26 protein-coding genes are annotated in these 22,691 nt (G+C 66.1%); 9 read left to right on the forward strand and 17 right to left on the reverse strand.

Annotated features, from left to right (window positions below; genetic code table 11):
• The first annotated feature begins 77 nt into the window (after positions 1-77).
• The gene (rpoH, locus tag FQV39_RS23765) at positions 78-974 is read left to right on the forward strand and encodes an RNA polymerase sigma factor RpoH (protein WP_149132550.1); all 897 of its coding nucleotides are present in this window, start codon (positions 78-80) and stop codon (positions 972-974) included.
• A 324-nt stretch (positions 975-1,298) separates the two neighbouring features.
• On the opposite strand, the gene FQV39_RS23770 is transcribed toward rpoH, so the two are convergent.
• A complete protein-coding gene (locus tag FQV39_RS23770; protein WP_149132551.1) occupies positions 1,299-2,339 on the reverse strand; it encodes a DUF2125 domain-containing protein in 1,041 nt (346 codons plus the stop codon).
• 230 nt (positions 2,340-2,569) lie between these two features.
• On the opposite strand from FQV39_RS23770, the gene FQV39_RS23775 reads away from it, so the two are divergent.
• Complete coding sequence (locus FQV39_RS23775) at positions 2,570-3,142, forward strand: gamma-glutamylcyclotransferase (protein ID WP_149132552.1); 573 nt, start codon at positions 2,570-2,572, stop codon at positions 3,140-3,142.
• A gap of 13 nt (positions 3,143-3,155) precedes the next feature.
• On the opposite strand, the gene FQV39_RS23780 is transcribed toward FQV39_RS23775, so the two are convergent.
• The 5 genes from FQV39_RS23780 to ftsE form a co-directional block, all read right to left on the reverse strand.
• On the reverse strand, positions 3,156-3,554 hold the full coding sequence (locus FQV39_RS23780; RefSeq protein ID WP_149132553.1) for a hypothetical protein: 399 nt from the start codon (positions 3,552-3,554) through the stop codon (positions 3,156-3,158).
• A 95-nt stretch (positions 3,555-3,649) separates the two neighbouring features.
• Complete coding sequence (locus FQV39_RS23785) at positions 3,650-4,426, reverse strand: lysophospholipid acyltransferase family protein (RefSeq protein ID WP_149132554.1); 777 nt, start codon at positions 4,424-4,426, stop codon at positions 3,650-3,652.
• Between the two features lie 56 nt (positions 4,427-4,482).
• On the reverse strand, positions 4,483-5,283 hold the full coding sequence (locus FQV39_RS23790) for a YdcF family protein (protein ID WP_149132555.1): 801 nt from the start codon (positions 5,281-5,283) through the stop codon (positions 4,483-4,485).
• A gap of 115 nt (positions 5,284-5,398) precedes the next feature.
• Positions 5,399-6,361: a cell division protein FtsX gene (locus FQV39_RS23795; RefSeq protein WP_248313118.1), complete on the reverse strand. Its 963-nt coding sequence runs from the start codon at positions 6,359-6,361 to the stop codon at positions 5,399-5,401.
• A complete protein-coding gene (ftsE, locus tag FQV39_RS23800) occupies positions 6,348-6,971 on the reverse strand; it encodes a cell division ATP-binding protein FtsE (protein WP_149134001.1) in 624 nt (207 codons plus the stop codon). Before ftsE ends, FQV39_RS23795 begins: the two co-directional genes overlap by 14 nt.
• A gap of 302 nt (positions 6,972-7,273) precedes the next feature.
• Between ftsE and FQV39_RS23805 the strand changes: the two genes are divergently transcribed.
• The 3 genes from FQV39_RS23805 (at position 7,274) to FQV39_RS23815 (ending at position 9,213) form a co-directional block, all read left to right on the forward strand.
• Positions 7,274-8,077 carry a zinc-ribbon domain-containing protein gene (locus FQV39_RS23805; RefSeq protein ID WP_149134002.1) on the forward strand — a complete coding sequence of 268 codons (804 nt, stop codon included), beginning with the start codon at positions 7,274-7,276 and terminating at the stop codon, positions 8,075-8,077.
• Positions 8,078-8,207: 130 nt separating this feature from the next.
• Positions 8,208-8,765 (forward strand): hypoxanthine phosphoribosyltransferase, encoded by a 558-nt coding sequence (hpt, locus tag FQV39_RS23810; RefSeq protein WP_149132556.1) that lies wholly within the window; start codon positions 8,208-8,210, stop codon positions 8,763-8,765.
• A 73-nt stretch (positions 8,766-8,838) separates the two neighbouring features.
• Positions 8,839-9,213 (forward strand): response regulator, encoded by a 375-nt coding sequence (locus tag FQV39_RS23815; RefSeq protein WP_149132557.1) that lies wholly within the window; start codon positions 8,839-8,841, stop codon positions 9,211-9,213.
• Between the two features lie 153 nt (positions 9,214-9,366).
• Here the strand turns inward: FQV39_RS23815 and FQV39_RS23820 are convergent, their stop codons facing one another.
• Positions 9,367-9,873, reverse strand: a complete 507-nt coding sequence (locus FQV39_RS23820) for an Lrp/AsnC family transcriptional regulator (protein WP_248313119.1) — start codon at positions 9,871-9,873, stop codon at positions 9,367-9,369.
• 137 nt (positions 9,874-10,010) lie between these two features.
• On the opposite strand from FQV39_RS23820, the gene FQV39_RS23825 reads away from it, so the two are divergent.
• The gene (locus FQV39_RS23825) at positions 10,011-11,165 is read left to right on the forward strand and encodes a trans-sulfuration enzyme family protein (RefSeq protein WP_149132559.1); all 1,155 of its coding nucleotides are present in this window, start codon (positions 10,011-10,013) and stop codon (positions 11,163-11,165) included.
• Between the two features lie 7 nt (positions 11,166-11,172).
• Here FQV39_RS23825 and FQV39_RS23830 read toward each other — a convergent pair whose 3' ends face one another.
• Positions 11,173-11,706: a glycoside hydrolase family 19 protein gene (locus FQV39_RS23830; protein ID WP_187640037.1), complete on the reverse strand. Its 534-nt coding sequence runs from the start codon at positions 11,704-11,706 to the stop codon at positions 11,173-11,175.
• A 199-nt stretch (positions 11,707-11,905) separates the two neighbouring features.
• On the opposite strand from FQV39_RS23830, the gene FQV39_RS23835 reads away from it, so the two are divergent.
• The gene (locus FQV39_RS23835) at positions 11,906-13,204 is read left to right on the forward strand and encodes an aminotransferase class V-fold PLP-dependent enzyme (RefSeq protein ID WP_149132561.1); all 1,299 of its coding nucleotides are present in this window, start codon (positions 11,906-11,908) and stop codon (positions 13,202-13,204) included.
• 66 nt (positions 13,205-13,270) lie between these two features.
• On the opposite strand, the gene FQV39_RS23840 is transcribed toward FQV39_RS23835, so the two are convergent.
• Positions 13,271-13,792 (reverse strand): cysteine dioxygenase, encoded by a 522-nt coding sequence (locus FQV39_RS23840; RefSeq protein WP_187640038.1) that lies wholly within the window; start codon positions 13,790-13,792, stop codon positions 13,271-13,273.
• Positions 13,793-13,971: 179 nt separating this feature from the next.
• On the opposite strand from FQV39_RS23840, the gene FQV39_RS23845 reads away from it, so the two are divergent.
• On the forward strand, positions 13,972-14,445 hold the full coding sequence (locus FQV39_RS23845) for an Lrp/AsnC family transcriptional regulator (protein ID WP_149132563.1): 474 nt from the start codon (positions 13,972-13,974) through the stop codon (positions 14,443-14,445).
• Positions 14,446-14,524: 79 nt separating this feature from the next.
• Here the strand turns inward: FQV39_RS23845 and FQV39_RS23850 are convergent, their stop codons facing one another.
• The 6 genes from FQV39_RS23850 to FQV39_RS23875 form a co-directional block, all read right to left on the reverse strand.
• Complete coding sequence (locus FQV39_RS23850; RefSeq protein WP_149132564.1) at positions 14,525-15,214, reverse strand: OmpW/AlkL family protein; 690 nt, start codon at positions 15,212-15,214, stop codon at positions 14,525-14,527.
• Between the two features lie 152 nt (positions 15,215-15,366).
• A complete protein-coding gene (locus FQV39_RS23855; protein ID WP_149134003.1) occupies positions 15,367-16,992 on the reverse strand; it encodes a peptide chain release factor 3 in 1,626 nt (541 codons plus the stop codon).
• Positions 16,993-17,205: 213 nt separating this feature from the next.
• Positions 17,206-17,982: an ABC transporter permease gene (locus FQV39_RS23860; protein ID WP_149132565.1), complete on the reverse strand. Its 777-nt coding sequence runs from the start codon at positions 17,980-17,982 to the stop codon at positions 17,206-17,208.
• Positions 17,979-18,920, reverse strand: a complete 942-nt coding sequence (locus FQV39_RS23865) for an ABC transporter ATP-binding protein (protein ID WP_149134004.1) — start codon at positions 18,918-18,920, stop codon at positions 17,979-17,981. Before FQV39_RS23865 ends, FQV39_RS23860 begins: the two co-directional genes overlap by 4 nt.
• A gap of 283 nt (positions 18,921-19,203) precedes the next feature.
• Positions 19,204-19,854, reverse strand: coding sequence for a hypothetical protein (locus FQV39_RS23870; RefSeq protein ID WP_149132566.1), 651 nt, complete (start codon positions 19,852-19,854; stop codon positions 19,204-19,206).
• A 240-nt stretch (positions 19,855-20,094) separates the two neighbouring features.
• Positions 20,095-20,319, reverse strand: coding sequence for a DUF1127 domain-containing protein (locus tag FQV39_RS23875; protein WP_149132567.1), 225 nt, complete (start codon positions 20,317-20,319; stop codon positions 20,095-20,097).
• A 103-nt stretch (positions 20,320-20,422) separates the two neighbouring features.
• Between FQV39_RS23875 and gcvA the strand changes: the two genes are divergently transcribed.
• The gene (gene gcvA, locus FQV39_RS23880; RefSeq protein ID WP_149132568.1) at positions 20,423-21,355 is read left to right on the forward strand and encodes a transcriptional regulator GcvA; all 933 of its coding nucleotides are present in this window, start codon (positions 20,423-20,425) and stop codon (positions 21,353-21,355) included.
• Positions 21,356-21,472: 117 nt separating this feature from the next.
• On the opposite strand, the gene FQV39_RS23885 is transcribed toward gcvA, so the two are convergent.
• On the reverse strand, positions 21,473-21,766 hold the full coding sequence (locus FQV39_RS23885) for a hypothetical protein (protein ID WP_248313120.1): 294 nt from the start codon (positions 21,764-21,766) through the stop codon (positions 21,473-21,475).
• Between the two features lie 148 nt (positions 21,767-21,914).
• Positions 21,915-22,538 carry a TlpA family protein disulfide reductase gene (locus tag FQV39_RS23890; RefSeq protein WP_149132569.1) on the reverse strand — a complete coding sequence of 208 codons (624 nt, stop codon included), beginning with the start codon at positions 22,536-22,538 and terminating at the stop codon, positions 21,915-21,917.
• Positions 22,539-22,691: the final 153 nt, after the last annotated feature.

The raw sequence follows: 22,691 nt of genomic DNA on the forward strand, positions 1-22,691 counted from the left end.
TCATCCGAAACCTGCGCGAAGGTTGATCGCGCGGTGGGTCTGCCGCACGGCGGGGGCCTCGATGAGGAGACACGCGCATGGCGAGTGCTTCGCTGCCTGTCCTGTCCGCCGAGGGCGGGCTGTCACGTTATCTCGACGAAATCCGCAAGTTCCCAATGCTGGAACCGAGCGAGGAATACATGCTGGCCAAGCGCTGGCGCGAGCATGGCGACCGCGATGCGGCGCACAAGCTCGTCACCTCGCATCTTCGCCTCGTCGCCAAGATCGCCATGGGCTATCGCGGCTACGGCCTGCCGATCGGCGAGGTCGTGTCCGAGGGCAATGTCGGCCTGATGCAGGCGGTCAAGCGCTTCGAGCCTGACAAGGGGTTCCGCCTTGCCACCTATGCGATGTGGTGGATCAAGGCCTCGATTCAAGAGTACATCCTGCGCTCCTGGTCGCTGGTGAAGATGGGCACTACGGCCAACCAGAAGAAGCTGTTCTTCAACCTGCGCAAGGCCAAGAGCAAGATCTCGGCGCTGGGCGAGGGCGATCTGCGCCCCGATCAGGTCAAGCAGATCGCGACCAAGCTCGGCGTCAACGAGCAGGATGTGGTCGAGATGAACCGCCGCCTCGGCGGCGACGCCTCGCTCAACACGCCGCTGCGCGAGGATGGCGAGGGCGAGTGGCAGGACTGGCTCGTCGATGATTCCGAGAGCCAGGAGCGCCGCCTCGCCGATTCGGAGGAGAGCAGCAACCGCCATGCGGCCTTGCGCGAGGCGCTCGACGTGCTGAATCCGCGCGAGCGCCGGATCTTCGAGGCGCGCCGCCTCGCCGAGGATCCGATCACGCTCGAGGAGCTTTCCGAGGAGTTCGGCGTCTCGCGTGAGCGAGTCCGCCAGATCGAGGTGCGCGCCTTCGAGAAGGTGCAGGAGGCGGTCAAGAAGGCCATCACCCGCATCGAGGCGCCGCGCGCGGCCCTGCCGGTTGGCTGAGCCGGGTGCTGCAGCGCAGATATGTTCAAGGGGCGCCTCGGCGCCCCTTTTTCGTTTCGCGCGTCATGACAGGCGCGGGGAACCCCTCCCCCTTGTGGGGAGGGGCAGGGGTGGGGGTCGGAAAGCAGGGCTCGTGCCCGGGAGGTTGGCTCAGCGGCCAGCGCCGGCTCGTCTTGTCCGGAGGCCGCTCACCAGGCGGCACCACCCCCATCCCCATACCCTTCCCCACAAGGGGGAAGGGAGGAGACTACATCGGCACCCGCCAGCACGATGCGAACCGGACAGCCGTGGGTCAAGCCCGAGCATGACGGCCTGCCAATGGCTCTAATAGAGCGGCGGGAGTGGCTGGAGTGGTAGCCGGAAGGGCCCGATGAAGACCCGGCCTTCGCGCAGCGACACCGGCGGCAGCGGGGTGAGGCCGGGCGTCGCCGCGGGATCGGGACCGCGCCCGCCGAGAAGGCCGCCGAGCCCGCCGAGCAGGTTGCCGATGCGAATGCCGCCGATCTGCTCGATGCCGGCCGCTGCCAGCCGGAGATCGCCGGAGACGCGACGCATCGGATCCAGCTGCAACTGGCCGCCGCCGTCGACGCGGGCCTTGCCCTTGGTCGAGACGAGGCGGGTCAGCTCGAAGGCGCCGTTGGCGCCGCGCCAGCTCTCCAGCGCATCGGGGTTGAAGCCTTTGCGGAAAGCTTCCGCCTGGGTCAGCGTCGCCTGCAGCGCGATCTCGCCGGTATCGGTGTTGCCGAGCAGCGTGTCGATCGGCGGCAGGACCGTACCCTTGGCCGTGACGGCGATGTCGACGGCCTGGTCGGTCGCCGGCCGCGCCGGATTGCGGCGCAGATGGGCTTCCAGGGTCTTGCTGCTCCAGGTTTCGGGGTTCAGGCCGGGCGTCGTCTGAACGGCCGTGACATCGCTGGCGACGAGGGCGAAGCGCTCGGGATCGCGCCAGGCGAGGCTGGCATCGAGGTTCGTCCAGGTGAGAGCGAGCGAGCGGCCTTCCGGCAGGGTGACCTTGGCGGGGCCGGTGAGCTCGAAGATCACGAGACCGGGCGAATAGACCTGGCCGACGGCGACGGCGGGGCCGGTTTCGACGCGGATGGCGTCTCCCCAGCGCGTCGAGGTCAGAGCGAGCGCATTGCAGCGCAGCTCGATTCGGAAGGGATAGCCGCCGATCGTGCGGTCGGCGCAGGTCCAGCTCCGGCCGCGCTCGGCCTCGCGCGCCATGGCGGCGTCGATCTCGGTCGCGGCGCGCCCGCGCGCATAGAACCAGAAGGCCGACCAGGCCGCGGCCAGGATGACGAGCAGGAGCGTGGGACCGTAGAGCCAGAAGCGGCTCTGGCGGCGCGTTGGAAGGGGATCGGTCATGCGGCAGGCGTTCCTTGCGCGGAGACGGGCGGCGCGCGATATCGCCAGGGCCAAGACGGCCCTGGCGATATCGCTTTTCAATGTGGCATCGGATTCGACCGAAAACCGAGTTTCACTTTTCGGTCCGATGCCTTAGCTCGCCGAAGGAGCCGGCGCCAGAGCGAGAAAGCTCTTGCGCTGGACGGCGCGGCCCAGCAAGCAGGCTGACGCGGCCAAATTATGGGATGGCGATGACGACCGAATTCGGTGCGACCGATCTCTGGGTCTTCGGCTATGGCTCGCTGATCTGGCGGCCGGGCTTCGCTTTCGAGGAGAGCGTGCAGGCGCGGCTGCACGGCTATCACCGCTCGCTCTGCGTCTTCTCGCATGTCCATCGCGGCACGCCGGAGCGGCCGGGGCTGGTCCTCGGTCTCGATCGCGGCGGCGTCTGCCGGGGGCTTGCCTTCCGGGTTGCGGCGGCGCAGGCGCGGGAGACGGTCGAATATCTGAGGGGGCGCGAGCAGCCGACGGCGGTCTATCTCGAACGCCATGTTCCGCTCAGGCTGGAGGATGGCCGGCAGGCGCGCGGGCTGGTCTATGTCGCCGATCGCAAGCACCTGCAATATGCCGGCAGGCTGCCGCCCGCGCAGCTGCTCAAGCTCGTTCGGCAGGGAAGGGGCCAGTCCGGCGAGAACCCGGATTATGTGCTGCAGACGCATGAGCATCTGCGCAAGATGGGGATCTACGACCCGGTCCTGGCCGGCCTCGCGCAGCAGCTGGCGCCTGGCCTCGGCGCCCCGCATCCGCCATTGGCAGGTGGCTGAGGCAGGCGGCTGATCAGGCTTCCGGGCTGGCTTCCGGCATCAGGTCGAGCAGCGCGGCGCGACGGCTCAAGCCATCCTCGGCGAGAAGATGCACGTGGATCTCGGCGGCTCCTGCGGCCATGATCGCGCGCTGCCAGCGGCCCAGCGCCGCTTCGACACCGAAGGGGCCGGAATCCCGCGCCGCGATGATGCGCCGCTCGGTAGAGACCGCGAGCAGCACGGCATCGGTGAAGCCGAGTGCATGACTATCATCGACGGCGAAGACCGAGGCGACATAGCGCCGGCCCGAGCGGCCGCGCCAGGCGGTGAAGCGGCGCTCGCTGAGGCTCGCGGTGCTGCGTAGCGGCATCTCGCGCGCCGCCGGTAGCTCGTCGAAAAGATCCGGGGTGTAGCGATAGGCGAGAGCGGCCATGTCCGTTCCTCCGTGATAGGAACAAAATGGGAACAACATGGTGATAAGTCAAGCACCGAAGCTGGCAGCTCCTGGGACGGCGTAAGGTTCTGCTGTCAGGGTTTGTCAGGAGCCTGCGTCGCGAGCGGGTCGAGGCCACGCGTGGCGAGTTCCGCCCGGCCCTGCGCCAGCAGCCTGTCGCAGGCCGGCTCGATTCGTCCCTGCAGCTCGTGCTGGAAGGTCACCTTGTCGAGCCCCGGCATGATCGGCGGCAGGATCTCGATGCGGATCGTGCCGGGGCGGCGCAGGAACTTGCGGCGCGGCCAGTACAGGCCTGTATTGAGCGCGACGGGGACGCAGGGGACGCCGAGTTCGGCATAGAGATGGGCGGCGCCGAATTTGTAGGCGGGTGGCGCGCCGGGAGGGCGACGCGTACCTTCCGGGAAGATCAGCAGTTGGCGGCCGTTCTGGCCGAGCTCGACCTTGGCGCGGCGGGTGACGTCGGACAGGGCGCGGGCGCGGGCGCCGCGGTTGACCGGAATCATGCGCAGTTTGGACAGCGCCCAGCCGAAGCCCGGAATCCAGGTCAGCTCGCGCTTCAGGATGAAGACTGGGTTCTGGAAGACCGTGACGAGCGCGAAGGTCTCGACGAAGGACTGATGCTTCGCAGCGACCATCAGGCCGCCCTGCGGGATGTTCTCGATGCCGCTGATCTCGCAGCGCGTGCCGGCGACCACGCGCAGCAGCCAGAGCGAGGATCGCGACCAGGCGATGGCCACCGCCAGCAGAATCCGCCTCGGCAGCAGCAGCGCCGGCAGAATCACGAAGATCAGCCAGAGGACGAGATTGGCATAGAAGAGGGTGTTGAAGGCGAGGGAGCGCAGGACGAGCATGCTGCGCAATGAGCCTGAGACGCGGCGCCGGTCAAGCGCTTGCGCGGTTTCAGGGCTCAGCCCTCGTGGCGGGAATGGCCTTGCAGCCGGGAGCGCTTCTCGGCCGCGGGGCCCAGAAACTCGGCCGGCTTCGACGAGACTGGCTTGCGGCCGCCGGTGATCACCGAGAGCCGCGAATTCTCGGGATCGCTTTCGATGAGGCTGCGCAAGCGTGCGACGAGATATTTCGCGTATTCGGGCGCGAGAACCTTGATCGCCGCCCAGCGATACCACCAGCCTGTCGTGTCGAGATGCTCGGTCACGACCGGATGGGGGATCAGCGTGACGCCGGGCATGGCGTGGGCGAATTCCGCGACCGTGCGCGGCATATGGTAGTTCGAGGTCACGACCAGCAGCGAGCGGAAACCGTGCTGGCGGACCCAGCGCCGGGCTTCGATGGCGTTGCCGATGGTATTGCGGGCGCGATAATCGAGATCGACACAGCAATTGAGCAGGTCGCGGGCGGCGGGGTTGAGCTTGGCCAGCTCCTCGCGGCTGGTCTTCTCGTTGACGCCGCTGATCAGGAGCCGTGAGCCGCGCTCCGCCCCGAGCAGGCCGATGGCGTCGCCGATGCGCTGGGCGCCGCCGGTGACCACCACGATCGCATCCGTGCGCGGTGAAGTCGCCGGTTCCTGCGCGTCGATGGCCGAGGCGAAACGCGCATAGCCGAGGCCGAGCAGCGCGACACCGGTCCCTGCGAGCGCAGCGACGGTCAGAGCCAGAATGCGGCGCAGCGGGGGCCGCACAGCCCGCCCGGAGCCCCGGATCGCTGAATCCGGCGGCTCGATCCCGAGATCGTCCTTCGTGCTGCCGATCATGGCCATGATATCGTTGGCATAACCCGGCATTCGGGCATAACGGCGGCGGCAGCATGCCGGCTTTCGCCGCAGGAGTGAAGGATCCGTTGCCGGCCGGCCGTCGCTTCGCGCGCGCTCATGCCAGCATTCTCAGATAGTGACGGACGGTGAAGCGCGAGACGAGACCGGCGATGGCGGCGACCACCACCGCGACGAGCAGCACCGCGGCATAGCCGGCCCAGCCGATCTCGAAGGCGCCGAACAGCGCCTGCAGCTGTTCGGCTTCCGGCGCCGTGCGCCAGCGCGAGACGACGAAGCCGATGAGGGCGATGGCGAGGATCGCGGCGAGACCGCCGATGGCGCCGCCCCTGAGACCCAGCCTGATGAAGCGGCTCTGGAATTCACGGGCGATGAAACCGTCATCGGCGCCGACGAAATGCAGAACCTCGACACTGTCGCGGCTGCCCGCCATCGCGCCGCGTGTGGCGAAGGCGACGGCGAGCGCCGCCGCCGTCAGCACCAGCAGCACGATCGCGAAGCCGGAGGCGACGATGGTGCCGGCCATGGCCGAAAGCCGCCGGACCCAGAGCCGGTGATCGTCGAGGATGGCCGTCGGCACCTCGCGGCGCAGCGTCGGGCCGAAGCTCGCCAGATCCGGGCTGGCGCCCGCCTTGAGCTTGAGAACGATCAGGCGCGGCACCGGCAGTTCGACGAGATCGAGGCCGGTGCCGAGCCAGGGTTCGAGCAGCTTGTCGGATTCGGCCTTGGGCACGGCGCGCACGCTGTCGATGCCGTCGAGCGCCTGCGCCATCGCCACGGCGCGCGCGACGTCGTCATCGATGCTGCGATGCGAATCGGGCCGGATCTGGATGGTCATCTCATTGGAGATGGCCCCACGCCATTGGTCGGAAGCGCGCGCGGCGAGCACCGCGGCGCCGGCGCTGAGCGCGGCCAGGAAGGTCAGGATCGCGATCACCGCCATCAGCGCGCGGCCGGCGACGCTGTCCACGGGCACGAGCGGCAGGTCGCGCCGCAGGTTGGGCGGCAGCGTCCTTTCCTCACGCTCCGGTTCGGGATGGTTGAGCTCAGGCATCGACATGCAGCTGCCCGTCGGCCAGCACGAGGCGCGGCGCGTCGTAGATGTCCATCAGATTGAGATCGTGCGTCGCGATGATCACGGCGGTGCCGAGCGATTGCAGCTCCATGAACAGCCGCAGCAGCCGCCGGCCTAGGCCGGGATCGACATTGCCGGTCGGCTCGTCGGCGAGCAGCAGTTCCGGCCGGCCGATCAACGCGCGGGCGATGGCGGCGCGCTGCTTTTCGCCGCCGGACAGGACCGGCGGCACGGCATGCATGCGCTCGCCAAGGCCGACCCAGCGCAGCAATTCGACCACCTCGGCGCGATAGCTCGCCTCTTCCTTGCCGAGGACGCGCAAGGGCAGCGCAACGTTCTCATAGACGGTGAGATGGTCGAGCAGGCGGAAATCCTGGAAGACCACGCCCATGCGGCGGCGGAAGGCGGTGAGCGTGTCGGCATCGAGGCGCGAGACGTCCTGCCCGAACAGGTTCACCAGCCCGCGTGTCGGCTTCAACGCCATCAGGATGAGGCGCATCAACGTCGTCTTGCCGGCACCGGACGGGCCGGTGAGATACTGGAACGAGCGCGGCGCGATGCTGAAGTTGATGTCCTTCAGCACCTCCGGGCCCATGCCATAACGCAGGCCGACATTTTCGAACCGAACCAAGCGGTCTTCCTCACTCAGCGAAACGCGTATCCGGGCCGATCCTACACCGCATGCAGGCCTGCCCGGAACGACGCGATGGGGGCAGTTTGCGCCACAGAGTCTTCACGGGGCGTTAACCATAAATCGTGCCAATAGCAGCGGGCATTTCCGTTCGCCGCCATCCGTGTTTCAGAGCCTGTCGTCGCGCCAGGTCCTGAGGGACGAATCCCGGACCGAAGCGTACCGGAGACACCCGGCCATCGTTGCGAAGAGATTGCCCCAAGCCCATGCTGATTGTCTGCCCATCCTGTGCCAGCCAGTATGAACTCGACGCGGCCAAACTGGGGCCGGAAGGTCGAAAGGTCCGCTGCGCCAGCTGCAAGACGGCGTGGCATGTCGAGCCGGCTGCCGTCTTTCCCGATGCGCCGAGCGAGGAGGAGACGAAAGCCCTGCTGGCAGAGGAGATGGCGCGCGCTGCCGCCATCGATGCCGAGATCACGGCACTTGCCGCCGAAACCAGTGAAAAGGCAGTCGCCGAAGCAGAATCCGACGTGGTCGCCGACATCAGGCCTGCCGCCAGGCGCAGCAAGCGTGCCGCAGCGAAGGCAACCGCTTCCAGGGGGAGGGGTTGGCGGGGGCGTGCGGCGGCGTTGCCCGCGGCGGCCGCTGTCGCGGGCCTTGCCCTGCTCGGTCTCGTCGCCTGGCAACGCAACGCAGTCGTGCGCGCTGCGCCGCAGCTCGCAAGCGTCTTCGAGACGGTCGCGCTGCCGGTGAATGTGCGGGGCCTGAGCCTGGGTGCGATCGAGAGCGGGCTCGTCGAGGATGGTGCGAACCGTTTCCTGGTTGTCGAGGGCGATGTCACCAACATCACCAAGAGCAAGGCGAAAGTGCCGCTGATCGAGGTCGCGGTGAAGGATGCGACCGGCGCGACGCTTTACACCTGGACCACGGAGCCACCGCGGGCGAGTCTGGAGCCTGCCGAATTGATCCGTTTCCGGGCCCGGCTGGCTTCTCCCCCGGAAAGCGGGCGATCCGTGCGGGTGCGCTTCACTTCGGCCGCGACAACCGCCAGTATCGCCAGCACGCACTGACGCTGCTAGGACGGGTGCCTGTCGATCAGGCCCATTCGGCTGGACGGCGTTCATGAACAATCGCTGCACGGGCCCCGGCGCATCGAGCTTGCGCGGGCCGGTTGCGGTCGGAAATGAAGACGGAGACATCATGCCCGAGCGGCGGATCAGGGTTCTGTACGACGAGGCTGCGATCGCGCGGCGCAATCAGGAGATGGCGGAGGCCATCGCCGCCAGCAATCCCAAGGATCTGCTCGTCGTCGCCGTTCTGAAAGGCAGTTTCATGTTTGCGGCCGACCTGATCCGCGCGATGCACCGCATCGGCCTCGCGCCGCAGGTCGAGTTCATCCACCTCTCGAGCTACCGGACGGGAACCGTCTCGTCGGGGCAGGTCGAGATTCTGCGCGACGTGCAGAGCGAGGTGCGCGGGCGCGACGTGCTTCTGGTCGATGACATCCTGGAATCCGGCCGCACACTGGCTTTTGCCAAGGATCTGCTGGCCGCACGTGGTGCCGCCAAGGTGTCCACCGCGGTTCTGTTGGAAAAGCCACACAAGCGCGCGGTCAATATCCAGGCGGATTATGTCGGCTTCGAATGCCCGGACTATTTCGTGGTCGGCTACGGCATGGATGTGGCGCATTCCTATCGCCAACTGCCCTTCGTCGGCGTGGTGGAGACGGAAGATCAGGCCGGCCTGCCCGGCATCTAGAATCTTTGTTATGTCGCATTTTCTTCACGCGAACCGGTGTCCACTTCGCTGGAAAATGCTCTAGGGAACTGCGATGTCACGTATTCTGGTCGTCGACGACGAGGAGCCGCTGCGCGTGCTGGTGGCGCGCGGCCTCAGCCTGGACGGCCATAGCTGCCTCACTGCCGCCGATGGCGCCGAGGCGCTCGACATCCTCCTCGCGGAGGAAGGGCGCTTCGACCTGCTGCTGACGGATATCCGCATGCCGCTGATGGACGGGATCGCGCTGGCACTCGCCGCCAAGCAGCGCTTCCCCGAGCTGACCATCATGCTGATGACGGGCTACGCCGAACAACGCGAACGGGCGAAGAGCCTGGAGACGATCGTCGCCGAGGTGATGGCGAAACCCTTCACCATCGCCGAGTTGCGCGCGACCGTGATGAAGGTGATCGAGCGCTCGATCGGCTAGAGCACGCTGGATTTTCACGGAACCGATCCCGTCATTCCGGACAAGCCGCGACAGCGACGCCGATCCGGAATCCATCATAAGGCGCGGTGGTCTACGATGGATTCCGGGGCAAGCCCGGAATGACGGTGCGTTTCCACCGAACGTCAGCAGGCTCTAGGAGCTTCGTGCCGAACGGGGTGGCGCCGTGCGGCGCGCCGACGGGTCCTTCCGGTTCGGTCCGACCACTTCGCGCATGGCGACATAAGTGTAGAACGACGAGACATTCGGATCATCATGGAAGACCTCGCGAGCGAAGGCCGCATAGGCCTCCATGCTCTCCACCTGAAGGTGAAGGACGAAATCGGCGCCCCCGGTCACATAGGAAGCCTGCCGGATTTCGGGCCGCGAGCCCAGCTTGCGTGCGAACTCGTCGGCGAGCTGCGAGCCGCGGACGAGCGAAACCAGCACATGGATCGTGACGGGCACCCCGAGCACCGCCGGGTTTACGATCGAAACATCGGCGGTGATGATCTTTTCCGCCCGCAGCCGCCGAAGGCGGCGGAGCACGGCGCTCTGAGACAGCCCAACGCGCTCAGCCAGGATGCGGGCCGGCGTCTGGTTGTCGCGCTGGACTTCGGCCAGCAGCGCATGATCGAAACGATCGAGATCGGCGGTTTTCATCAGAGTATATCCCTCAGTGGCGAAAATAGTCGCTCAACGATGAAAAACGCCAACTAAAATTGCGGCTGCCCGCTAGAGTTTGCTCGACCTTCGATGCAGGTGAGATCGCTGCACACAGCAGGAAGCGTGGAGAGACGATGAGCACGAAAAGCTGGAGCCCGCGGAGCCTCGCCGCGCAGGCGATGGGCAAGGTCGATCCGCAGACCAGGGGCGTGGTGCCGCCGATCCATGTCTCGACGACCTATATCCGCGACGAGGACAACGGCTATGCCTCCGGCTTCATCTATGGCCGACCGGACAATGAGACGGTGCATGAGGCGCAGACCGTGCTCGCCATGCTGGAAGAGGCGAAGGCCGGCGCGCTGCTCTTCGGCTCAGGGATGGCTGCGGCGACTGCCGTGTTCCAGGCGCTCTCGCCCGGCGACCATGTCGTCGCCTCCAAGGTGATGTACTGGGCTCTGCGAGCCTGGCTGCTCAACGAGGCGACGCGCTGGGGCCTGCAGGTCGATTTCGTCGAGAGCGACGATCTTGCGGCGCTGAAGGCGGCGGTGAAGCCGGGTGCGACCAAGCTCGTCTGGATCGAGACGCCGTCGAACCCGCTCTGGACCATCACCGACATCGCCGCGGCGGCCGAGATCGCGCACAAGGCTGGCGCGCGTCTCGCGGTCGATTCGACCTGCGCCTCGCCGGTGCATACGCGGCCGCTGACGCTCGGCGCCGACATCGTCATGCACGCGGCCACCAAGGTTCTGAACGGGCATTCCGATGTCGTCGCCGGCGCGCTCTGTGCCAATGCCGATGACGAATTCTGGAACCGCATCAAGACCGTGCGGAAGGGGCAAGGCGGCATTCTCGGGCCGTTCGAGGCCTATCTCCTGATGCGCGGCATGCGCACGCTGCATCTGCGGCAGGAGCGTCAGTCGGCCTCGGCAATGGACCTGGCGCAGCGCCTCTCGGCTCATCCGCTGGTGGCGCGCGTGCTCTATCCCGGCCTGCCGCAGCACCCCGGCCACGACATTGCCGCGCGGCAGATGGAGAACGGCTTCGGCTACATGCTGTCGATCCAGGTCACAGGGGGCGAGGCGGCTGCGGTCAAGGCTGCGGCCCATGTCGGGCTCTACAAGCGTGCGACCTCGCTCGGTGGCGTCGAGAGCCTGATCGAGCACCGCGCCTCGATCGAGGGGGCCGGTTCGCCCTGTCCGACCGACCTGCTGCGCCTCTCGACCGGCATCGAGGATGTCGAGGATCTCTATGCTGATCTCGACCAGGCGCTGAAGGCCGGGCACGGCTGAGAGCGGGTCAGGTCCAGATCGTCTTGGCGAGCGTCAGATAGCGCGCCCGCTCGGCCAGGCCGTTGCGTCCGCCATTGATAAGCTTCGTCACCCGCTCGACATCATCGGCATCGGCGGCCGCGCCGATGCCGCGCTCGTGCCAATAAGCAAAGGCGACGGCGAGTGCGATGGCGGGGTCTTTCGCGTGCTCGGGCTCGGCTTCAAGATCGATGCCGAGAAGTTGTCCGAAGCGGCGATAGTTCGCCCGGCCGGTGAGCTGGAAGATGCCGCGGCCATGATAACGAACACCATCGCCGGCCTGTGTGTTGCCAAGATCGCGCCGGCCTTCGTGGCGGATGAAGTAGGCGGGCCCGCCATATTCCTCGAGCGTGCGGAAGGCGTCGGTCTCATGGGCAGCCTGCGCAAGGAAATGGCAGATGCGCAGCCGCGTCGCCACGCCGTAGCCAGGTGCCAGCCGATCAAAGCTCCTTGCAATGCCGGCGAGGATAGCGGCGCTTCCATCGGGCGCGAGCCGACGAAGCTTTGGCTCGGTGACAGCCAAGGGCGCTGGCTCCACAATCGTAGAGCGCGCTCCCGTCCAGCCAAACATCGACATGCGCAGGGCTCTCCGAGGGTTGAGCCGGCCAGCATGCGACCGCCATCGGACCCGGGGACAGAAGTTCTCCTTTATCCCCGCGTTTCGTCACAGGGCTGAAACACCGCCTCGCTACGCGGCACCGACCACGCAGGAGGTGACGACCATGCAAGCTCTCGAGACCAATCGCCGTGCGCTGCTGCTCGGCCTCGGCGCCGCCGCGCTGACGACGCAGGCCCTGACGGCCTCGGCCCGCACCTTGCCGGCTTTGCCGACGGCGAATATCGGCTCGGACACCGCCTATTGGACGGCCGTGCGCAATCTCTACGCCGTGACACCCGATATGGTGAACCTCGAGAACGGCTATTGGGGCATCATGGCCGAGCCGGTGAAGGCGGAATACAAGCGCCTGACCGACTTCGTGAATTTCGAGAACACGGTCTATGCCCGCACCAAGATCGGCAAGGACCTCGACGATGTCCGCGCGCCGCTCGCTGCCTTCCTCGGCGTGGCGCGCGAGGAGATCGCGCTGTCGCGCGGTGCGACCGAGGCGCTGCAGGCGCTGATCTCCGGCTACAACAAGCTGAAGCCCGGCGACACGGTGCTCTATGCCGATCTCGACTATGACTCGATGCAGTATGCGATGAACTGGCTGAAGGGCCGCCGCGGCGTCGATGTCGTCAAGTTTGCCATCCCGGAGCCGGCGACCCGCCAGGCCGTGCTCGATGCCTACGACGCTGCGCTCAAGGCCAATCCGAAGACCCGGCTGCTGCTGCTGACCCATGTCAGCCACCGCACCGGCCTGATGATGCCGGTCAAGGAGATCGCCGCCATGGCGAAGGCGCGCGGCGCCGACGCCATCCTCGACGCCGCTCATAGCTGGGGCCAGGTCGACTTCCAGGCCAAGGATCTCGGCGTCGATTTCATCGGCTTCAATCTGCACAAATGGATCGGCGCGCCGCTCGGCGTCGGCATGCTCTACATCAACAAGGAGCGCCTGGCCGATATCGACACCTATATGGCCGACGAGGACTTCAAGGCCAACGACGTGCGCTCGCGGCTGCACACTGGCACGGTGAACTTCGCCGCGCAGCTCACGGTGCCCACGGCGCTGGCGCTGCATCAGGAGATCGGGCCGCAGGCCAAGGAGGCGCGTTATCGCCACTTGCGCAACTACTGGGTGGCCAAGGCGCGCGAGCTGAAGGGTGTCGAGATCCAGACGCCGGACGATCCCAGCATGGTCGCCGGCATCACCTCCTTCGTGCTGACAGGCAAGCGCACGGCAGCGGAGACCAACGCGATCGTCGCGGAGCTGCGCGACAAGCACAAGGTGATGACGGTGCGCCGCGGCGGCGTCGCCAAGGGCGACACAATCCGCATCTCGCCGGCGCCCTACATCATGGAAGCTGACCTCGACCGCTTCATCGCCGCGCTGGCAGTGGTCTCGGGCAACCGGGCGGGCTGAGCCCGATCAAGAAAACAGGAGGGACAGGGCTTGCCCTGTCCCTCGGAGCTCCAGCCGCTGCGAATGTCAGCCGCTGACAGCAGTGTATTCGGTCTCGATCGAGGAAGCGTGAACCTCGTGGTCGAAGCCGTAGATATGGATCGAGATCGCCTCGCCCGGTCCGAAATTGCGCATGCGGTGGATGTTCGGGCCGGAGGGGAGCATGCAGGCGACATAGCCCGGCTTGCGCTCTTGCTCCTCGGTCGCAACGGCGCGGGTCGCGTCGATGGCGCGATACCAGGTCTCGGTCACGGTGCCGGAGACGACGCCGAAGCAGCACGAGCAGTGGTGATCATGGATCGAGGTGGCCGAGCCTTCGCCCCAGACGATCGCCCAGACGCTGACGTCCTCATTGCCGGCGAGCAGGTTGCGGCTGTAGCCGCCCGCCTTGCGCTCCAACGGCAGGCGCTGGATCAGATCCGGCATGTCGACGAGTTCCTGCAAGACTTCGCGTGCGGCGGTGAGATAGTCGCGGGATAGGGTGCCGGCATCGGTCCGCAGGCTCTGCAGCACGGCCCCGCGCCGCTCCTCGCTCAGAAATCCCTGCATGCCATTCCCCTCTCGATTGCTGGGAAAATCATACGGGACGCGTGCAGGCATCAGTTTGCGGAGATGGAGAATTTTCTTCCCTAATTGAAAACAATTGCCTGATATGGGATGATATTTGGAAAATATTCTCCGTTTCATTCTTTCGGAAAGAAGCTGATTCCGAAGTCAACCGAGGTGTCATGGCCAAGCTCGATGCTTTCGACCTGCGCATTCTGGCGCGGCTGCAGGAGGATGCGAGCCTCCCGCTCGCGGAGCTTGCGGAGGCGGTGGGGCTGTCGTCATCACCCTGCTGGCGGCGGGTGCAGAAGCTGGAGGAAAGCGGATACATCAAGCGCCGCGTCGCGCTGCTCGACCGGGAGAAGCTCAAGGCCGGCGTCACCGTCTTCATCGCGATCAAGACGGCCCGCCATTCGATGGAGTGGCTGGAGCGCTTTCATCAGGCCGTGCACGATCTGCCGGAGATCGTCGACTTCTACCGGATGAGCGGCGAGATCGACTATCTGCTCAAGGCCTATGTCGCCGATATCGCCGCCTATGACGCGCTCTACAAGAAGCTGATCTCGCGCATCGATCTCAGTGACGTGACCTCGATGTTCGCGATGGAGGAGCTGAAATCCACCTCGGCGATCCCGCTGGGTTTCGCCGAGGTGTGAACGTCGGCGGTGGAAACAAAAAAGGGAGCGGCCAACCGCTCCCTTTTCCCCAGTCGAACCGCCGAAGCCGTATTGGATCTCAGAAGCGGTAGGTGATGCCGGTGCCGATCAGCCAGGGGTCGATCTTGACCTTGCCGGCAATGAGCCCGTTATTCACCTTCACCTTCGGCTCCAGGAAGATCTTCTTGACATCGAAGTTGATGCCCCAGTGCTGGTCGATCATGTAGTCGAAGCCGGCTTGCAGGGCGAAGCCGAAGGAATCCTTCAGGTCGAAATCGGTGAAGCCGCCCTTGGCCTTCTCGTCGAAGAAGACGGTGTAGTTCACGCCGACGCCGAGATAGGGCTTGAAGGCGCCGAGATCGGTGAAATGGTACTGCAGCATCAGGGTCGGCGGCAGCAGCCAGGCCGAGCCGATGCGCGCGCCAGCGAGGCTGCCCGCGCCCTTCACATTGTGCGGGGTGACGCCGAGGACGAGCTCGGCGGCGATGTTCTTGGTAAAGAAGTAGGTGATGTCGAGCTCGGGCACGACCGAGTTGGAGATGTCGACCTTGCCGCCGACGATCGGCGCGCCGCCCAGCCTCAGGCTCGCCTCCTCCTGCGGGATGACGAAGAGCGCGCGGCCGCGGATCATCCACGGGCTCCAGCTGGTCAGCACCGGTGCCAGCGGCGCGGCCTTGGCCGAAGGCAGGTCGGCCGCATGGGCGCTTGTCAGGGCCGTGGCGCCGAGCAGTGCGGCGGCGAAGGAGAGACGGATCGAACGAGATATCATGGCAGCAGCTTCCGGAGTCGCGAGCCTGCGGCGCGGGTTGCGCCTCAAGGCTCATGTCTCCATCAGCGCCCGTTTCGCGCGATGCGAATTGATGCGGATCAACCCGAAAGGCGTGCGCTGCGGCCTGTCGCTTTCAGGCCACAGCAGTCTGCTCAGCCTTTCGTGACCTTCTGATAGTCCTTCACGTCGGAGAAGCGGACATCGGGCGCGCGCTCGGCGTCGTATTTCAGCGTGAACTGGGACGAGGCCATGAACACCGGGTCGCCGTCGAGGTCATCGGCCATCGAGGAAGGCTTCAGTCCGACGAATTTCGCCAGCGCCGCCTTGTCGTCCGACGAGACCCAGCGCGCGATCGAGAACTGGCAGGGCTCGAAATCGACGGGAAGCGAATACTCGGCGTCCATGCGCTCCTTCAGCACGTCGAGCTGGAGCGCGCCGACGACGCCGACGATGGCGGGAGCGCCGTCATGCGGCAGGAAGAGCTGGACGACGCCTTCCTCCGCCATCTGCTGCAGCGCCTCGCGCAGCTTCTTGGCCTTCATCGCGTCCTTGAGCTTGACGCGGCGCAGGATTTCCGGCGCGAAGCTCGGCACGCCCTTGAAGACGATATCCTCGCCCTCGGTCAGCGTATCGCCGATGCGCAGCGTGCCATGGTTCGGCAGGCCGACGATGTCGCCGGCAAAGGCTTCCTCGGCGATCGAGCGGTCGCGGGCGAAGAAGAACTGCGGTGCGTTGAGCGGCATCGGCTTGCCGGTGCGCACCAGCTTGGCCTTCATGCCGCGTGTGAGCTTGCCCGAGCAGACGCGCATGAAGGCGATGCGGTCGCGGTGGTTCGGGTCCATGTTCGCCTGAATCTTGAAGACGAAGCCGGTCATCTTCGGCTCGGCCGCCTCGATCGGGCGCTTGTCGGCGAGCTGGGCGCGCGGGCTCGGAGCGAACGCGCCGAGCGCATCGATCAGGTCGCGCACGCCGTAGTCGCGCAGCGCCGCGCCGAAATAGAGCGGCGTCAGATGGCCTTCGCGGAAAGCCTGCAGGTCGAAGGGCTTCAGGCCCTCGCTGGCAAGGAAGACCTCCTCGCGCCAGGTTTCGGCGGCGCCGTGCGGCAGAAGCTCGTCGAACAGCGGATCGTCCCAGCCGGAGACTTGTCTGTCCTCGGCGCTCTCGTCGCCCTTCTGATTGCGGCGGAAGGTATTGGCCTTGAGGTCGTAGGTGCCGGCGAATTCGCGGCCCCGGCCCACCGGCCAGGTCATCGGCGCGACGTCGAGCGCCAGCGTGGTCTCGATCTCGTTGATCAGGTCGAAGGGATCGCGCGTCTCGCGGTCGACCTTGTTGATGAAGGTGACGATCGGGATGTCGCGCAGGCGGCAGACCTCGAACAGCTTCTTGGTGCGGTCCTCGATGCCCTTCGCCGCGTCGATCACCATCACCGCACTGTCGACCGCAGTCAGGGTGCGATAGGTGTCTTCCGAGAAGTCCTCGTGGCCGGGCGTGTCGAGCAGGTTGAAGACGTGGCCGCCATATTCGAAGGTCATCACCGAGGTGACGACCGAGATGCCGCGCTGGCGCTCGATCTTCATCCAGTCCGACGAGGTCTGGCGGCGGCCCTGCTTGGCACGCACCTCGCCGGCGAGCTGAATGGCGCCGCCGAAATAGAGCAGCTTCTCGGTCAGCGTCGTCTTGCCCGCGTCCGGGTGCGAGATGATGGCGAAGGTGCGCCGGCGCGCATGCGGCGCGGCGCTGGCCACGGCCGGGGCCTCTAGTGTCGAAAGATCGGTCATGGCGCGCATGAAGACGGAAGGGGGGCGGAAGTCAATCGTTGCCGCTGTCCTGCTTGTCATTCCGGAGCTTCGCGTCAGCGAAGAACCCGGAACCCACGACCGGTGAGCGTTTGGCGTTATTGGATCGATATGTCCAACGGAAAACCATGAGGTCTCCCCCGGTCGCGGGTTCCGGGTTCGGCCCTGTGGGCCGCCCCGGAATGACAGGGTGGTTCAGTTCTTCAGCCGATAACCCGTCTTGAAGATCCAGCCGACGACGGCGATGCAGGCGGCGAGGAAGAGCAGCGTCATGCCGAGGCTCACGCCGAGGCTGACATCGGCGAGCCCAAAGAAGCTCCAGCGGAAGCCGCTGATCAGGTAGACGACCGGGTTGAACAGCGTCACCGTTTGCCAGAAGGGCGGCAGCATGCTGATCGAGTAGAAGGAGCCGCCGAGGAAGGCGAGCGGCGTCACGATCAGCAGCGGGATGACCTGCAGCTTCTCGAAACCGTCGGCCCAGATGCCGATGATGAAGCCGAACAGGCTGAAGGTCGTCGCCGTCAGCACCAGGAAGAGCAGCATCATGACGGGATGCTCGATCCTCAGCGGCACGAAGAAGGTCGCCGTCGCCAGGATGATCAGCCCGAGCAGGATCGATTTCGACGCGGCCGCCCCGACATAGGCGATCACCGCCTCCCACCAGGCGACCGGCGCCGAGAGCAGCTCGTAGATCGTGCCGGTGAACTTGGGGAAGTAGATCGCGAAGGAGGCGTTGGCGATGCTCTGAGTCAGGAGCGAGAGCATGATCAGGCCGGGCACGATGAAGGCGCCATAGGGCACGCCGTCGATCGATTGCATGCGCGAGCCGATCGCGCCGCCAAAGACGATGAAATAGAGCGAGGTCGACAGTACGGGTGAGACGATGCTCTGCAGCGGCGTGCGCCAGGTGCGGGCCATCTCGAAACGGTAGATCGCGGCGATGGCGCGCGGGTTAAAGCTCGCGGCGCTCATGCCTGCTCCCTCACCAGATTGACGAAGATCTCTTCCAGCGAGCTCTGGCTGGTGCTGAGGTCGCGGAAGCGGATGCCCGCTTCCGACAGGCCCTGGAGCAGCGTGGTGATGCCGGTGCGCTCGGCCTGTGTGTCGTAGGTGTAGACGAGCTCGTCGCCGTCGGCCGAGAGCTTGAGATCGAAATCCGCGAGCGCTTCCGGAACGGCACCGATCGGCTGCTGGAGCTGCAGGGCAAGCTGCTTCTTGCCGAGCTTTCGCATCAGCTCGGCCTTCTCCTCGATCAGGATGATCTCGCCCTTGGAGATGACGCCGACGCGATCGGCCATCTCCTCGGCCTCCTCGATGTAATGGGTGGTCAGGATGATGGTAACGCCATCATCTCTGAGTCGGCGAACCATCTGCCACATGTCCTGCCTGAGCTCGACATCGACGCCCGCCGTCGGCTCGTCGAGGAAGAGGATGCGCGGCTCGTGGGCGAGTGCCTTGGCGATCATCACGCGCCGCTTCATGCCGCCGGAGAGGCGGCGGATCTGCGTGTCCTTCTTGTCCCAGAGCGAGAGGTCCTTGAGGATCCGCTCGATCAGAGCCGGGTCCTTCGGCTTGCCGAAGAGGCCGCGGCTGAAGCTGACCGTCGCCCAGACCGTCTCGAAGGCGTCGGTCGTCAGCTCCTGCGGGACGAGGCCGATGGCGGCGCGAGCCGCGCGATAGTCGCGCTGAATGTCATGGCCGTAGGCCAGGACGGTGCCGGTGCTCGGGCGCACCAGCCCGCAGATGATGCTGATCAGCGTCGTCTTGCCGGCGCCGTTGGGGCCGAGCAGGGCGAATATCTCGCCGCGCCGGATGGCGAGATCGACGGTCTTCAGCGCGGTGAAGCCGGTGGCATAGGTCTTGGACAGACCTGAGACCGAGATGATCGGCGGTGTCGATGGCGAATGCATGGACTGCATATAGGTCAGGTTGCTCGGGGTTGCGACGGCAGGGGGCATGACGGGGAAGCATGATCGCCTGTCAGTGTGCGGCGGCAGCCTGCCCGCAAAGCAACGAGGCCGGACCTGAGCCCGGCCTCGTTCCTCAAGGAAGCATCTGCCTATTTCATGAAGAACCACAACAGGATGATGATCGGGATCGGAACACCCAAAAGCCATAGGATGATCGAACGCATCGGCAGCCCCTCATTGAAAGGATGATGGTGCGGCAACGCCCTCGAATGGCTGAAAGTTCCTACTGACTCGCGCCTAGGGATGGGGCCAGGGCTTCCGCACTCGGGTGCCAGAGAGGTTGGTAGCCGTGCCTCAACGCGGCGAGTGTGGCTGGTGGGGTGAGGACGATCACCAGCCCTTTGGGCCGTGGCCGAAGCGCGGCATAGCCTGCTGGCGACCACAGCAGGGCTGCGCTCCCGCGCAGTGCGAGAAATGCTCCGCTCTCGCCGGAGAGCAGCATCGTGCCGTCCGGCAGCTCGTCGGCCGGTAGATGACGGGTGCGCTTGGCTCGGCCGATCCGGCGATCGGCATCGAGGATACGGTCGATCTCGGGAAAGAGCGGCGTCTCCGGGAGGCTCAGGCCCCTCACCAGCGCGTCGCGATAGGCGAGCGCGTCGCGGCGGCGGCATTCCATACAGGGGCGGTGGCCGGCTGCGAGCGCCGTCACCTCGTCGCAAAAGAAGAGTTCGGTGTAGCCGCGGCCCCAGACTTTCCGGCGTCGCCCCTTGAATGAGAGCACGCAGCAGAGCCAGTGCTGCGTCGCCTGGATGCGGGTCGGCACCTCGCGCCGGTCGGGATCGTGGAAGCGGCCGCCGCGATTGCCGAAGAACAGCCCGCGCGCCGGATCGGCGAAGAGCGTGCCGTCAGGCCTGACGCGGTTGGGCAGGGGCATGGCCGATCTCCGTTGCGAGTGCGCGAGCACGTTAAGCCACCCCGCGTCAGATCGCGTCAGCGATGTCGACCGTGGCAGCTTGCCCTCAACGCGACGGAACGAGTCAGCGCGTATCCCGCCAAGGGCTGAGATAGCGAGCCTGCGAAGACAGAAAGGAGGTTGGCGGTCGTTGTCGACCTCCAGCCCCCCTTTTATTCGATCCTGGTTTAGACCGCTTTGCTCCGGCCGGTCCCAGCCTTCTCAGGCTGCTCCAACTGTTCGGCTGGTATCCGCATTGACGCGCTCGACGTCGCTGCGTGACAGGCCGAGATCCGACAGGGCTCGGTCGTCCATCGCGTAGAGCGCACGGGCGCTGCTCCTGGCATCGAGCCAGGCCTCGAGCTGCAACAGCAGCCCCAGGGCGCGGCCGCTCGACCGGCGGGCGGCGGAGAAGGAAAGTCCGGCTATGGCTGGGCTGACGTGCATGACGTGCCTCTTCGGTGATCTAACTACCTGCAAATTTGCGCCTTGCCCAAGGGGGAAGCAAATGCGAAGTTCTTCGCCTTGCCCAAGCTGAACTTGGCCTGATATGAGCCGCCGCCATCTCCCGCCCCTGGCTTCCTTGCGCGCCTTCGAGGCTGCTGCCCGGCATCGCAACTTCGAAAAGGCCGGCGATGAACTTGCCGTCACTGCCAGCGCCGTCGGCCAGCATGTGAGATCGCTCGAAGCCTGGCTGCGGCGCCCGCTCTTCATCCGGCTGCCGAGCAAGGGCGTTGCCCTGACCGAGGTCGGCGAACGCTATGCCGCGACGATTTCGCAGGTGCTCGACCAGCTCAACGAAGCCACCGCCCGGGCGTTGAGGCCGGAAGCGCTGAATGCCCTGACGGTCAGCACCTTGCCGAGCTTCGCCCTGAACTGGCTGATCCCAAGGCTCGGCTCGCTGAAGGAGCGCGAGCCCAATCTGGAGGTGCGGGTCGAGATCTCGGTGGGCCTGACCGATTTCGCCCGCGAGAATGTCGACGTCGCGATCCGCTTGGGCCGCGGCGGCTATCCAGGGCTCCAAACGGACCTCCTGATGGAGGAGAATTTCTTTCCCGTTTGCAGCGCCGCGTTGCTCGGCGACCCGGAGCGGCCGCTGCGCGAGCCGGCGGATCTGCGCCATCACACCTTGCTGCACGAGATTCCGGAGGGAATCCCCGATTTTATCACCTGGCCGCGCTGGCTCGCGGCGGTGGGCCTGCCGCAGATCGACGCGACCAGGGGCCCACGCTTTTCGCATACCTTCATGGCCCTGCAGGCTGCCGCATCGGGGCAGGGGGTGGCGCTCGCCACCAATGTCCTGATCGGGGATTATCTCGATGCCGGCCGTCTGGTCCGGCCGTTCCCGCATCAGGTCAAGGGGCCGCACCAGTACTATCTGGTCTGCCCCGAGGCCTCGGCGCGGCGGCCGGCGATCGCGGCTTTCCGGAGGTGGATCTGCGACGAGGCGGCAGCCCATGTGGCGCTGAGCGTCGGCCCGTGAGCATGGCTGCCGTTCCGCCATGGCGGACGGCGCCTGATACCAGTCAAGCCGGAAGCAAAAAAAGCCCCTCGGAGAGGGGCTTCAGTCTGGTCTCGAAAACTCAGGGGTACCGAAGGCTCAGTAGTAGCCGCAGACCCGGCGATAGCCGATGACGTTGCCCCAGCGGTCGAAGCGCTCGACCAGATCGCAGGAACGGACGGGAGCGGCATAGTAGCCGTAGCCATAGGCGGGGCGGGTGGCCGAAGCGATGATGGCACCCGCGGCGAGCGCGCCGACCACACCAGCTCCGACGCCCCAGCCACCGTAGCCATAGCCCCAGCGCGGCCGCGCCTCGGCGCCGGAGGCGATGAAGATTGTGGCCAGCGTCGCAGCCGCGAGGGTGGCGGTCAGCGTCTTGCGGATGGTCGTCATGCTCGTCTCTCCCGACTGGTGCGAGAGCGAACAACTCGCCCTCCATGCCGATTGGTCGCGGGACGGGGCAGGGAGGTTCAATGCAGGCGGCGATTATTTTATCGGATCCGATCCGCGGGAATGCACAAGCCCCGGTCCCATCGGCAAATCAGCCTGCCGCTCTTGCGTAGTAGCGCAGCAATTTCAGTCCCTCAGGGCTATCCCAATCCGCTTCGCCGACGAGATAGCCGACGCTGCGCGCTTCATGATCGAGCACATAGGTCATCGGCAGGCCGTAGAGGGCGAACGGAGTCGGCTGGGTCGATTTCGGACCGGAGGCCACTGTCCCGGTCGCGTCGATGAAGGTCGAGAGGTCTGCAAGCCCGAGGCGCTTGAGATAGGTGGTCACGGTCGTCGCCGATTTGTCCAAGGATACTGGGAGGACGACGAAGGGCTCATGCGCCGCTCTTGCCTGCAGACGCTGCAGGATCGGCAGTTCGCGCCGGCAGGGTGGGCACCAGCTCGCCCAGAAGTTCAGGAGGATGGCCTTGCCGCGATAGGCGGAGAGAGGCTTGCTCCTGCCAGCGAGATCGGTGAGCGCGAGGGAGCTGGCTTCATCGGGCGGATCGAGCTGCACGAATTGCGAGGCGGGGCCGGCGAAGAGCGGTGGCTGCGCAAGGGCGGGCACGGCGGCAATCGGCGAGAGCAGCGTCAGGGCGAGGGCTTGGCGGCGCGTCGGCGAGGGGGCGGCGTTCGGGTCTGGTGCCGGTCCGCCGGTCTTGGAGTCAGGCATGGCCCCCCGCACCTAGCAGCTGGGGACGTCGAAGTGGAGCCGCCGCGACCTGCAGCTCACGAGGCTGTGATGCCCTCAGCCGGCGCGGCGGGTACCGGCGGGACACGCCCAAATTGAGGCACACATGGCGTCGAAACCGGCGGCGATTTCAAC

It is taken from the genome of Bosea sp. F3-2, from assembly GCF_008253865.1.
Classification (GTDB): Bacteria; Pseudomonadota; Alphaproteobacteria; order Rhizobiales; family Beijerinckiaceae; genus Allobosea.